At 37.3% G+C, this 13,381-nt stretch carries 15 protein-coding genes; 14 read left to right on the top strand and 1 reads right to left on the bottom strand.

The genetic code is table 11. The features are described from left to right. The first annotated feature begins 21 nt into the window (after nt 1–21). Nucleotides 22–1,743 (top strand): helix-turn-helix domain-containing protein, encoded by a 1,722-nt coding sequence (locus HF638_RS04290; RefSeq protein ID WP_169479036.1) that lies wholly within the window; start codon nt 22–24, stop codon nt 1,741–1,743. 111 nt (nt 1,744–1,854) lie between these two features. Here the strand turns inward: HF638_RS04290 and HF638_RS04285 are convergent, their stop codons facing one another. Then, a complete protein-coding gene (locus HF638_RS04285; RefSeq protein WP_169479035.1) occupies nt 1,855–2,094 on the bottom strand; it encodes a hypothetical protein in 240 nt (79 codons plus the stop codon). 206 nt (nt 2,095–2,300) lie between these two features. Between HF638_RS04285 and HF638_RS04280 the strand changes: the two genes are divergently transcribed. The 13 genes from HF638_RS04280 (at nt 2,301) to HF638_RS04220 (ending at nt 13,359) form a co-directional block, all read left to right on the top strand. Beyond that, the gene (locus tag HF638_RS04280) at nt 2,301–2,603 is read left to right on the top strand and encodes a hypothetical protein (protein ID WP_169479034.1); all 303 of its coding nucleotides are present in this window, start codon (nt 2,301–2,303) and stop codon (nt 2,601–2,603) included. A gap of 15 nt (nt 2,604–2,618) precedes the next feature. Beyond that, complete coding sequence (locus HF638_RS04275) at nt 2,619–2,972, top strand: lipase family protein (RefSeq protein WP_481856132.1); 354 nt, start codon at nt 2,619–2,621, stop codon at nt 2,970–2,972. A gap of 449 nt (nt 2,973–3,421) precedes the next feature. Beyond that, nucleotides 3,422–4,027 (top strand): oxidoreductase, encoded by a 606-nt coding sequence (locus HF638_RS04270; protein ID WP_169479032.1) that lies wholly within the window; start codon nt 3,422–3,424, stop codon nt 4,025–4,027. Nucleotides 4,028–4,139: 112 nt separating this feature from the next. Then, nucleotides 4,140–4,718, top strand: a complete 579-nt coding sequence (locus tag HF638_RS04265) for a hypothetical protein (RefSeq protein ID WP_169479031.1) — start codon at nt 4,140–4,142, stop codon at nt 4,716–4,718. A 46-nt stretch (nt 4,719–4,764) separates the two neighbouring features. Then, complete coding sequence (locus tag HF638_RS04260; RefSeq protein WP_169479030.1) at nt 4,765–5,190, top strand: hypothetical protein; 426 nt, start codon at nt 4,765–4,767, stop codon at nt 5,188–5,190. Next, a complete protein-coding gene (locus tag HF638_RS04255; RefSeq protein ID WP_169479029.1) occupies nt 5,171–5,653 on the top strand; it encodes a hypothetical protein in 483 nt (160 codons plus the stop codon). Before HF638_RS04260 ends, HF638_RS04255 begins: the two co-directional genes overlap by 20 nt. A gap of 42 nt (nt 5,654–5,695) precedes the next feature. Continuing rightward, nucleotides 5,696–5,974 (top strand): barstar family protein, encoded by a 279-nt coding sequence (locus HF638_RS28965; protein ID WP_211175467.1) that lies wholly within the window; start codon nt 5,696–5,698, stop codon nt 5,972–5,974. 210 nt (nt 5,975–6,184) lie between these two features. Next, nucleotides 6,185–6,634 carry a hypothetical protein gene (locus HF638_RS04245; protein WP_169479028.1) on the top strand — a complete coding sequence of 150 codons (450 nt, stop codon included), beginning with the start codon at nt 6,185–6,187 and terminating at the stop codon, nt 6,632–6,634. A 96-nt stretch (nt 6,635–6,730) separates the two neighbouring features. Beyond that, complete coding sequence (locus HF638_RS04240; RefSeq protein WP_169479027.1) at nt 6,731–7,459, top strand: AAA family ATPase; 729 nt, start codon at nt 6,731–6,733, stop codon at nt 7,457–7,459. Between the two features lie 103 nt (nt 7,460–7,562). Beyond that, nucleotides 7,563–7,937: a hypothetical protein gene (locus tag HF638_RS04235; protein WP_169479026.1), complete on the top strand. Its 375-nt coding sequence runs from the start codon at nt 7,563–7,565 to the stop codon at nt 7,935–7,937. A gap of 113 nt (nt 7,938–8,050) precedes the next feature. Beyond that, complete coding sequence (locus tag HF638_RS04230) at nt 8,051–9,856, top strand: serine hydrolase domain-containing protein (RefSeq protein ID WP_169479025.1); 1,806 nt, start codon at nt 8,051–8,053, stop codon at nt 9,854–9,856. A 1,293-nt stretch (nt 9,857–11,149) separates the two neighbouring features. Then, nucleotides 11,150–12,190 (top strand): DUF4238 domain-containing protein, encoded by a 1,041-nt coding sequence (locus tag HF638_RS04225; protein ID WP_169479024.1) that lies wholly within the window; start codon nt 11,150–11,152, stop codon nt 12,188–12,190. A 161-nt stretch (nt 12,191–12,351) separates the two neighbouring features. Next, nucleotides 12,352–13,359, top strand: coding sequence for a DUF4238 domain-containing protein (locus HF638_RS04220; RefSeq protein WP_169479023.1), 1,008 nt, complete (start codon nt 12,352–12,354; stop codon nt 13,357–13,359). The last annotated feature ends 22 nt before the right edge of the window (nt 13,360–13,381 follow it).

The following is a 13,381-nucleotide window of genomic DNA, read 5'->3' as shown; positions in this document are numbered from 1 at the left end:
TATTGTCAGGAGATGAGAGAAATGCCGCTGCAAGAACAGACAAGTCTATGGAGTGATACGACGATCAAGATGCTTGACGGGTATAGCGGTACTTTGCAGACAGGCAGCGTTTTACACGAAACGGATTTAACTTCAAATGTATTGCTGCTGGCATATGGAGGGGAAGGGGAGCTTGCAATGGATGGCGAGTGTTGCCACATTGGAGCTTCTTTTGCCTGTCATGTGGTGAAGGGATCATCCTTTACGCTGACGGCCAGATCAGAGGACATTCATTATATTGTCATTATGTACAAGGCTTCTTCCATAGAGGGAGCTTCCCTTGTTGTACCTTCATATCGCAAGCATCCGCTGCGCAGGTCATTTGTTCAAAACTCGGCAACCCATGCGGAATGGATCGAAAACGCCGAAAAAATCGTTGCCAAATGGCGACGCGGTGAAGGACTGGAACGTTTCTATGCCAACGCTTTGCTCCAAGGAATGATCTACGAGCTGATCATGGAGTATGAACGTGGTCAAGGGGGAGCGGAGTCCGACATGGTGGATGTAGTCGCTTCTTATATCACATCGCACTATCGTCAAAACTTGGAGCTAAAAGAGCTGGCAGCTCTGGCGGGCTGTAGTGTAAGACAGCTGCAGCGACGATTCAAACAAGAGAAGCAGCTTGGACCGATGGAATACGTCATTCAGCTGCGTATGGAAAGTGCCTCACGCATGTTGTGTCATACGGATGCTTCCATCGGTGAAATTGCGGACAAAATGGGCTATCGCGATATGTATTACTTCAGCAGAGCATTTAAAAAATATAATGGCGTCCCACCGCTACATTACCGGCATGCCGCCGCTTCGAGAAGAGATGCAGACTATGCGAATGCTTTGCTGCAAAATCGCACAGCTTCTTCCTATGAATCAGCAGAAGGCCCGGTCATCTGCCATATGCGCGGGGAGTACACCGTCACCGAAATACCACAGCGTATCGCTGTCCTCGATGTGCAATATGCTGATCATTTGCTTGCACTGGGCTTGTCTCCGGTAGGAAGTGTCGGACTAGGAAGTACCGTGTTAACGTTCCCTCAATCACTCCGGGCAGGACTCCAGCATACAGCATTACTTGGTACGTATGAATACCCCGATCTCCCGGCGGTAGAGCGACTTGCGCCGGATCTGATTATTTGCACCGAGGTGCATGATCAGCACCATGAACTGTTAAGTGGAATCGCTCCAGTACTCATGTTCAAGCGTAACGAAAACTGGCAGACGATTCTAAGTCTGTTCGGTGAACTGACAGGCAAGCGAGCAGAAGCCAAGCAGATTATCGTGGATTATCACCGTCGAACGGCTTTGTTGTCTGAGGAACTGGCTCCGGTATTGGCAGGAAAAAGTGTGGCATTGATCCGTCCACTGGATTCCCTCGTGCGCGTCCATTCTGCTGCTCATCGCACAGGCGCTGTGCTGTACCGGGATCTGGGTCTACCCGTTCCGTTGTTTGTTGCAGATACCACCGACACGGCCTATCATATCTCGGTTGAAAGATTACCTGCAGTACAAGCTAGCCACTACTTTTTACTGAGTAATAAGCTTATGCAGGATGGGATATCTGCGACAGAGACGAGGGTTTTGGGAATGCTGGATGGGGGCGAGCAACAGTGTGTACATTCTGTTGATGCTGCAACATGGATCGGCTGTTATGGGCCGATAGGTGTTAAGGGGATTGTGGGTCAGATCGAGCAGGCTTTGTTGGGGTGAGGGGGAGTTATACAATTACTCCCCTATTTCCGTATATTCAGATTTCATCGAATTAGTGGAGAACTTCTTCAAACAGAGATGTATCATCGTTTTAAAAATAGCTTCAACTCTCTATTTGGCATTTGATTTTTTGGATATACCTTCTGGAAGCGATAGTGTCTGAATACTTAAAGGATCGTAGTTCACGAAAACAAATACCTTCTTTTTCTTATCGCCTTCAATGTAGCCATGGAGGCCTAACGAATTGGCTAGATCGGGAGGAGAGAATTTATACTCCGTAAAACGAACGGTTACACCGTATTTTTCAAGAACATAATTTGCAGCGAACTTCTCGGCGGAGGATACAATCATCTTTTCCTCTTCGGAGGCACATGCTCCGAGTAAGAGAGATGAGATGATTAAGAGTACGAATAGGAAGAAAGGTTTTCTCAAAATGGACACCTCTAATATTATAAACTGGTATTAATATACTATAAAGATTGAATTATCACTAGTTTACATAATCATATGGAAATGTTCAATTCAGGAGGTATTTATGCCGAACGATTACATTAGCGATGAGTTGTATAAGGAAATATCTTGCCTACCAGGACAACGTTACTGCCGGAGCACCGCTTACAGAAGAGGGAGATTATGCACAATGGAAGGTCATTGAACCTGAAGGTGCGAAGCTCCACAACAATCAGACGAAACAGATTGTCATCGGTTACCGTGGAACAGAGCCAGGTGGGAGCTGGCTTGGGAGAGCAGCCGATTACGAAACAGACGTGTTTGATGTTTTAGGTGGGCGCACCAGAGAACTGGAGGATGCCGTAACTGACCCTAATCATCATAACATTTTCAAGAAAAGCTTTATTTAATCCTTTAAGAACGATATCGATTGGGAGAACAATCAATTTCATCAGGCGGAAGTGCTTTATGAACAAGTGAAAGCAAAATATCCTGACGCAAGTATCTCTCTTACGGGACATTCGCTTGGAGGTGGTTTAGCGCAATATGTGGCAACGCGACAGGATTTGTCGGCCATGACATACAGTGCTCCGAGTGTAACCAATCTGCTGGACGATGCAAGCTTGGCGAAAGTGAACGAAGGTTACTATAATAAAAAAGTGGTGAACATCGTTCAGCCAAACGATTCAGTAGGTGCAGGAGGACTTTTTGAATATGACAGACATGTTGGCAGCACGTACTACAAAGGCCAGGATTTTGACTCGGCCAATGCGATGTAACAAAACTGGAGGCTGCAATTCCAGCTCATGGTGCCGATTCGTCCGTATATATTCGCTTCGGATCGTACAGGCGCTGTGCTGTAGCGTGATCTGGGTCTGCCTGTTCCTTTTTTTTGTCCAGGTAGTTGCTGGCGCTAGCCCATTTGCAACGAAAGACGGTACGTTCTACCTTTTAAACAGTGGATAGTTCCAAAAGCATCGGAAGGTCGTCGGATTCTCTATGGGATGAAGAGGGCCTTTTTTTGGTTTATTACTATAACAAAAGGTTCCAACTGCATACTCGCATCCTTTACAACCCTGCATATATTCAGCGTATTCAAACCCATTGGATCGATTGGATAAGGGTTTGAGAAAACTAATAAATTTCCCTTATTCGCCAATTCACCTTCGCAATTGTAACAATATGGGTTATTATATACGTAGTTCAGGCACTAGAAGGAGGTAATTCAATGAAAAAAAATATAGCAATAATCATACTAATGGTTGGCTTGATAATAAGCATGTTTTTCAACTATCAATTCAAAGCGTACAAAGACAATCAAGAAGTTGATTACGCGGTTAAACTAAATCATGGAACTCAAATGGGTATAAAAGAATCCATCTACAACTTAGATAATGTGATAAAAAGCTTAGAGGAAGGCTCTTCCAAGGAAACAGTCATACATGCCTTAGGAAATGTGGCGGTATCTTTGAAAGTTGGCGAAGAATCATTCGTGTTCCTGAAATCCGACTTCAGGGAAGATCAATTATCATCAACTCACTTAATCTATAATGTGTTTAGAGATATGTATACGTATATAAATGTAGAAATCATAGGCGAAATTTTATCGAATAAGATATCGCTAGAAAAAGAATTGAGAAATCAACTGATTAAGGATATAGGAGTGCTTAAACAAGATTTGGCGTATATTGATAGTCAATTTAACGAGGATATTCTGAAAGAACAAAGTCCTAAGTGGATTGAGAACAAATGGAAAGAGTTAATTGGAGAGATTGTAAATCGAAATACGGACTATAAGTTATATGAAAGAATGAAAATGAAATACAATTTATAAGCATTTTGTGGAAGGCAATGATATTTAAAGAACCGATGAAACCATTACAAATTATCAAAATATCAACGTTATAGGAAACCAGCGTAATCAATTCAAAATCCGGAGAAACAGAATGAATAAATCACTTCCAATAAAGCAAGTAATAACTAAATTAGGTTCCAGGGACATCACCACAATGATATTAAAGCAAAAAGAAATTAATATCATCGTTAAAGAAGAACTAGGTCACTTACTAATAATCGATACAGCCGATTCTCATGAAATGTTTTTATTGGCGAGTTTATTCCATCATTCAATGAAAAGTGGTGATGTGATTTATTTAGCACGAGAAGACCCAAAGGCTACAAACTTATTTATATTTAACGGAGCCATCAATCCTTTAGCAAGAAAAGAATTGAAAACAATTAGATTATCTATGAAATTTTCTAAATCAGAAATATATCATTTACCTCTACTAGACACATATGATGAAACCATATGGGACACATGGGAGCATTGGAAGTACGATGAACAACTTAGAGTAAAGGCAGATCAAGATATAGCCATAATTAATTCAACAAAGCTTGGATTTGAAATGTTAGTGCATAGTTGCTTATTTCTTGCGACTTCGGATTCTGGACATTCTCATTTTGACTATTATTCTACCAAGTCGTCACCAGAATTAATGATAAGAAACGTAGCGAGAAATTAAGTGACTTGTAGGGGGAGCAATACCACATAACCTGTAAGGAGAGACTATGAACGAAAAAGTTAGAGGGAAACTAAAAACGCAATTGCTACTAATCGTTTTATTTATTTTTATAATAGGAATTCAATTAACTACCAGATACTTGGCATATCATCCTCCTGCATGGACAACTGCGTTATCAATTTTTAGTTTTCTTATATTTTGTATACTTGGCCTTGTAACTTGCCTTGATCTCAAGAAACAAGAGCAGTTCATAACGATCGGACAAATTGTAGATGTGAAGAAGAATAAAAATATCATTATAGTTAAAGGATTGGGACGAGGTAATAGCAAAGTTTTAATCAAAGATAGTCCTATTCTGAATATGATGCAGCCAAATGATCTGATTGAAATCACGAGATTAAAATATACAAAAATGATAACGAAAATAGTATATAAAGACCAAGAGATATATCTTGCGCAAAGATCATTATAATTCTGTATGTATAGATAAGGAGTACATGATGCCTTATAGATATGCTCTAAAGGACGAAGAGAGCGATGTAGTAATTGGTCATTTCAATTACATTAGTGGATTACCAAAGATGGAGATTGATGAAGCTCAGGATGGTGATAATGATCATCTTGAATTTATCAATTTTTATTTTACTAATGAGTTTAGGCAGTACTGTACAGATCGAAGGCGATCTATTACAAATGTATATATTTTAATATTGGATAAGAATGGTTGTATTATTGGAAGTTATTATTACGTATTGAGTTCAAAGAATTCGTTAATGAACTCAGAATTAATTGATGGTCAGAATGTTCAGTTGGAAGGCTATTCGCAAACCGCTTTATTTGAAGAAACAATATCACTCTGGGATCTATGGAGAGATACTATACCGAATAGATACAATATTTGGTTAAATTTCTCTATGCTACAGCGCAATTTATAGTTAGAAATCATTAGAAATCATCATAATACTTATGCAAACTGTTTGCACCTTCAAGATGAAACTAACCAAACTTTTTATCTTAATGGTCGAAATATTACAGACAAAAATTCTTTTTACTTCTCTCTCGGTGAAGCGATTAATGGTCCAGGGGGTTATTTTGGCGCTTGTCTAGACAGCTTGTCAGATTGTTTAAGTGGGGGCTTCGGTGTAGTTCCACCATTTGCAATTGAATTTAGGGGATACACTAACAAATCAGAATCTGTAGAAACGATACTTCAAGTACTTAGAGAACAAAAGGTTGAAATAAGATATAAATTTTAAAAGACTATTGAATGAATGTTATTCATAGATTGCAAACCGCTTATATACTATTCTGGACACCTGAACAAAGGAAGACATTTTTTCGTTGCTGAATAATAACGATACATTTACAAGTGTGAAAATTGATCGTTACTACTCCAATGATGAACCTATAATTGAAAGCAAACACGGATTTTAAAAATGAAGAGAAAAATTAAAGGAGTTTCCGAATTGAAGAATCAAACGCGTTTAATGATTTTGCTATTTCTTTTAATAATAGTAGCCCTAAATGGTTGTAGTTCAAACAGTGTGAAGGCGGATGAAATTGTTGAGGACGGGTTAATAATAAACTCGATTACAATTGGACTGGGAGAAAGCGAAGAAGATGCAGGTATTACAGTCGTAACATACAATTTCAATCTTCGGAATAGAACCAATACATCAATAATGCTAAAAACAGTTGAACCGATCTTAAGTAAGGATATTCAGGAGCGATTAATTGATAGGGATATCAAATTGGATATAAATATGAAAATTGATGGTAATAGCTCGGAAGCACTGACAGGTACTTTTAGATTAGATACAAAAGGGCTTGATAAAGAAGGAATAATGAAGTTAAACATTAATGTTAACGAATTTAATATAGCAACTGAACAAGTTGTAGGAATAAACGAATCTTAAGGCTCATTAATATGGGATAACAAAGTGTTTATGATGTGGGACAAGACGGAGTGGTCAGAAACAAGAGAAAACTAGTATCACAAAGACTGCAAGGATATGGTATTTAAATTTGGCGATAGACTCATTGAAGTGGATGGCACGGTTTATTTGAAACGAAGAATTTTGTTTGTAATATCAGGAGGTAATGCAGTGACGATAATATGTCTCGAAGGTGCCAGTTCTGTAGGTAAAAGTACCACTTGTCAACAGTTCGCTACACAATATGATGCATTTATTGTTCCAGAAACAGGGCTTCTGTTTGAATATCCTCAGCTTGAAGATAGGGAACTTATGATGTGGTTACTGGAGAGACAAATCGAAAGATGGCATATAGCATATGAGAAAAATCAACAACATGAGTATGTGATTTTGGATGGCGATATATTTAAGATTTGGTACAGCTGGATATATGGTTATGAGCACCTATCTTTAGGTGAAACAGCGAACTTTTTTAGAGCAAAGTTATTGGAGAATGAAATATCATTACCGGATGCTTATGTACTCTTCTGGGCAGAAGAAGATGAGCTGCGCAAGCGAAAGGAGATGGATCAGACTCGATCCAGAAGGAATTTTGATAAACATCTACGCCTGATTGAACCTCAAATGAGGTACTTCCATTATCTTAATGAACTGGTACCAGGATATGTAGGGATTTATAAAGCAGAGACTGTAGCAGATAATATACATCATATTGTAAACCATTGCGAAACATTACCGGACATAAAAAAACGAGAAGTCGAGATTTTTGATAGAGTCATTGATTTTTACAAGAGTACTACTCCTTAAACTCAGTGTGACTTTTGATATGAGATACCAAGCTACTCTAGCTGTGTCTTGGATAACTGTCAAAATACTGCATACAGAGGAAAAGAAATATGCGAGGTGCGTTATGGGCGTAAGAAAAAAATATAAACGTAAAATCGTTCGCTCCAATCGATTATTTTATTGGTATGTTGAACCGGATATTGACGATGAAGGAAAAATTAAATTACATATCATTTCTGAGGATAAGAAGGTAATCGTCACTTATGAAGTGGGACAACACAGTATTAAGAACAAGATCCCATTGATAGTCATCATCGGAGAAGAGTTCGAAGGCTGGACAACAGAATATATAGGATACAGAAGAGTACTAACACCGCAATGGAGCGATGAGATTATCAAGCCAAAATTGATAGGTGAAATTATTGATTGGTGTCTCTTGAAAGATAAAGAAATAAACATCGTTAATTGGAAAGGCGAAATTCTCCGACATCTCTCCTAAATGGAGTGTAATTGCATTGGAGAAATAACTTAGATTCGTGTGGACTCTTTTGAAAACGCATACGTGAAAACAAGAGAATGTAATTAACATTTAAAATAAAAGGAGAGAAGCAAATGCAGATGAATTGTAGACATCACACGGTAAACAAAGTAATCGCTTGTGTTCTGTCATTCATATTTATCATTATGGCAATAGCGGTACCCGCCCACGCTGAAGAGAAACAGGTGGAGACTACACCATCCAGGATTCCTTTATCCAAGTTAGAGGAAACGATTGATGCTTATGTTGCCTCGTATGAGAAGTATACCGCTGCCGTTTCGGTTGTGGCTATCAAAGACGGTGAAACCATTGTGAATAAGGCATATGGTTACGCAGATATTGAGAATCAGCGGAAGGCGGATACCTCCACTGTTTTTGAATGGGCTTCCATCTCTAAACTGCTGGTCTATACAAGTGTGATGCAGCTTGTCGAACAAGGAAAGCTTGATTTGGATACGGATATCCAAGAATATCTGCCAGAGGGGTTTTTCAAAAAGCTGAAATATGATGAGCCGATTACCCTAATGAACCTGATGCATCACAATGCGGGTTGGGAAGATCAAACAATGGCCGAGGTGTTTTATTACGAAGAAAATAAAAATTATGATTTAGGAAAAACATTGCGTAAAAATGAGCCGAAACAGATCTATAAACCGAATAGCATAGTGGGTTATTCGAACTACGGCGTTGGTTTAGCAGGTTACATCGTGGAATTGGTAAGTGGCCAACCTTATTATGAATATGTTAATCAACATATTTTTGAACCTCTTCATATGAACGATACTACGGTTCATCCAACAGGGCAAGATCGTCCAGATCTTGTGCAAAGAAGGAATGAGGTTGAAGGGTATACAAAAGATTTGAAACTGATCCCTGAGAACAGAGTATACGTAACGTTCTATCCTACAGGGGCAGCGATCGGGACAGCAGAAGATTTAGGGAAATTCCTTGCAGCGTTGATGCCAGTAGATGATAGCCATGTATTATTTGCGAAGAGGGATACGTTAGACGAAATGTTGTCAACAAGTCTATATTATGACGGGACTTCTACTCCGCGATTTGCGCATGGGTTCGCTGAGATGGAATACTGGACACCTTCACTGATGCACGAGGGGAATTTGAAAGCATTCTCCAGTAAACTTGTTTTTGATCCCGAATCTAAATTTGGGATGGTAGTCATGACAAACCAGTCTTTTGAGGAAATTTATTATTATGGACTTACTAAAGAGATTTTCGGTGATAACGTCAATTCTAATAGAGTTACTTCGGAGGGGGGAGGATATTTTCAACCCGCACGACTGGCAGCCGCTAGATTTACTAATTTATTTACGTTTCTTGATATAACGAAATATACAAAAGCTGATTTAGCAAAGTCTTATAATGTTGTCGAGCATAATGGTATTGTTGAGAAAATTTCAGTCACTCCTTACATTGATTACTTGCCTGTATCGAATGTAAAGGTAAACTTGATTAAGATATCTCTTATTCCGGTTGCACTAGCCATCATTTTCAGTTTAATTGCTTTGATCGGCTATTTAATCCGGATGCTTCTTAACAAGCTATATAAACGAGGAAATCCTAATACCAATTTTAATAAATATCATCTTGCAATTAACTTTGCTGGTGTGGCACTCCTTCTTAATCTTTTCATCCTACAGACGAAGTTGAGGTTTCCTAATTATCCTGCGTATTCTTCGTTACGGATCAATTTAATGTTTAATCTACTTTATGTGGTTCTAGCAGTGGCGTATCTTGGCTTGCTTATTTACAAACTGCGGAAGAGCAATTACAGCAAAAAGCAAAAGGTGATGTACATCATGTCTGGCATCTCGGCGTTCATCTTGGCTGCTTTTGTTGTGGGATGGAATTTGTATGTTTAGAAGGGTAAACGCTGAATATAGATATTTCAAATATTACAAAGGCCCGCAGATGACTTCTATACATCATTGATATTATAAGTGGGGAAAATTATAAAGAGTAAAGGCAGCAGTTCCTTATGTGGGACTGCTGCTTTTGTGTTAGTATGCCCTTTGGCAACGTGTGCCTCGGCATATTGAAGGGGGATCAAGAACATCCTATTTTTTGTCTCTCAAAATAAATAATTTAATGGAACTGTAAATGACCACTAGAATATTCAATAATAATAGACCTATATATCCATCCGTTAACTTTGTTCGTTCAATCCATTTGTTCACTAACTCTCCGGTGAGAGCTTGTTTTTCTAAATATTTATTTATATCATTCTGATGGATTTCATCTATATAAATAAGTGGAAACTCCATGCTGTTGGAAGAAGCAGCTAGCGGCGGATAGAACTCTACCCACTTCTGACCTGCCCATCGATCATACTTATAATGAAAGTCTGCGCTGGATTCAAGATTATCCCACCTGAGAAAACTAAAGATGAGTAGAATACAAAGTGTAAAAATGTTAAATATTAACTTCTTGTTATTCAAATAAACCCAATCCTTATGTTTGTACTAGTAACAATACCGTTGCATTAAAACAACTTTATCATTCGTTTTATTCTAACAGCATTTTCCGTTATCTGTAAGTAGATTGTTTCATTCCGAATGAAATGCTAGTAAGTAAACAACCAATTGATCAAAGAACCGTTCAGAATGCGTAAAAGTTACGAGGGTACAGCATATTCTTACGGGCTTCGCTGTAGATGAAGTTGTGCGTCTGTGTTGCAGCGGTTAGATATTGAAAGGCAAACATTAATCGTGAGACAGGGAAAGGGTCAAAAGGATCAGGGGATGCTTCTTTCAAATCTCGCCAAGGTATTGTGCAGAAGGTTTTTGAAGAAGCATGACGGCGTGATGGAATTGTGAAAAAGGTAAGTATTCAAGCCCTTAGCCACTCATTTGCTGGAAAATGGATATATTCAGGAGCTACTCGATCATACGAGTGCAAAAAAACACAGCGATAAACGGATGTTAGTTTTAAAAATACTCAGCGTATTCAAAGCCCACTGGACCGTATGGACATGGGATATTGAATATCCTTATATATCTCCCTTTTTCACCAAATTTTTCTTCGCAAATAAAACCGCATAGGTTATCATATATATAGTTTAATTATCAGACAGGATATGTGGTATTTTCGAAGTAAATACATTAGATGTTATAGGAAATCAGCATATAACAAAACTAAAAGTAAGGAGAATTCATTTGGAATCGAAAGCAGTATATCATCACCTTATACCTCAAACATACATGAGAGGATGGAAGCATAATAAATCTTCTATATATTTAGTAGAGAAAGGAACTAAAAGTATTGGAAGTGAGAAAAGTACAGAAAGGTTTGGAGGTATTGAGCATTATCATTCATTAAGAGCAGGTTCGCTTTCTCGGACTAAAGAAGATTGCGAAAGATTTTTTGAACCACTGAAAGACTACAAAGTAAAGCTAGATAACGACTTAATTAATGATACGTTAGAAATGAATAATAGATTTTATGAGTTTGATGTTTGGAGTATCTATCGGCCTAACGGCGATCTTATAACTAAAGCAGAAAAAAAAGATTTAAAAAATAAAATTCTGTCTATTCACATTAGAGATATTGAAGGCGATTGGAACACAAAATACGAGAATTATTGGAATTCAATTGTTACGGATATTTCAAAAAAAGTATACGAAAATCCTGGCGTTGAAAAGTTCATTGCAATTAGACGTGATGATCTTATCAAATTTATGGTTTCGTTAGAGTGGAGAACGAAACCTTATCATCCAGTACTAAGTGGAATTTTGGATGCCTTTTGTAATAGTGTGTTTGACTTTAAATCCATTCATATTCCTGAGGATGAACGTTTGTATCCATTTTTAGAAACATGGTACGACGAAATGGCTCATAGTTATATTCTGAAATTATTCCGTGATTTCCTCGATGGAAAAGGACCTATAATGCTTGAAGCAAAAAAGATAATTAATGAGCTTTGTACTGAATTATTTTTGGCACCTGATGGATTCGAGTTTTTAACGAGTGATAATCCTGTGTGTAGATTTACAAATGATGACGGAGCTACGGAGTACATTTTTCCATTGACCCCGAAAATCGCTTGTAGAATTTCAAAAGGCGACAATCAAAATGATTATATTTTAAGAGAGCTCTCTAAAGAAGAGCTATTCTATTACAATAATAAATTAAAAGATAACTGCTATAAGGCATACATTTTGAGCGAACAAAATTTAGAGCTTTATTTTGATAACTAAATTATTAGATTTTTATAATATGAAAAGGATAAACAGAGGATTTTAGTATTTCAAAGAAGCAGCTGACATCCACGCTGCGAGTATCCGCCCTTGGTCCGACATTCGTCGGCTCGTGAATACAGGAACGTTATGCGAAATAACATACAGCGAAGGAGTTTAAGATGAAAAGAACTAATAAACAGCAACATTATGTTCCTAAAAGCTATTTATATAGATTTGGCAGCAAAAAAATCAATCTTTTTGATAAAGAAAAAAAGGAGTATAGAAAGAACCAACCTATCGATAGGGTAGCTTGTCAAGACGCGTTTTATGATTTTAGCGAAGAAGAAAGAGAAGCTTTAAAAAAGGATTTCCCAAATTTGACTACACAGTTTATAGAGAATATGTTTTCAAATATATTAGAAAATAATCTTAAAGTTCAATTAGACAAAATTGAAATGGCAATCTATCAAAGAAAGGAAGAACAAGTGGTTTTAAGTCCAAATTTTAAAAAGAGTATCGCAATTCAAATAACATATCAATTGTTTAGAACCAAAACGTTTAGAGAAAATTTTTCTCAATATTTATTTTTTGATGATAATAAAACTAAGAATTTTTTAAGCAATTCTACTCTACATAAAGTATTGCTACTAGATGTAAATGCGATAAGTAGCTGGAGTAATAAACTTTTAAATATGAACTGGATCATAAATTATAATAAAACTGAACTGGATTATTATACATCTGATAATCCAGTCATTTTGCAAGATCAAAATACAGGAAAGACTTGCATTGAAACTAAAAACATATACGTGTTTGATAGATTGTTCTATCCGATTTCACGCAAAATTCTAATTACAATAGAAGATAGCTTTGCTAGTGAGGTATTTAAAGCAAAGGAACTTGGTGTCTTAGATATCGAAGAGAACTACATGGTTAATTATCATAACGCCCTTCAATATAATAATGCATTTCGAAATGTATTTTTTGATCAAGAGGAAGTGAGTGAAGAAGTGCTTAAAATAATTGGTGAAAGTGGAAAAAGTAATTTTACCAGAAAGCAAATTGATGAACTGGATCAATTAACTAATGAAATGAAGGAAATGTACTTAAAAAACAATATGAATCAAGAAGGGATGCAAGACATTTTGAGAAGAATAAAAACTATAGAAAAAGAATCAATGAATTAAATGCTACTTCGCATAACATAAT

Source organism: Paenibacillus sp. SZ31, from assembly GCF_012912005.1.
Lineage (GTDB): Bacteria > Bacillota > Bacilli > Paenibacillales > Paenibacillaceae > Paenibacillus.
Note: the sequence above shows the minus strand (reverse complement) of the source record. Positions and strands in the feature narration are given on the sequence as shown.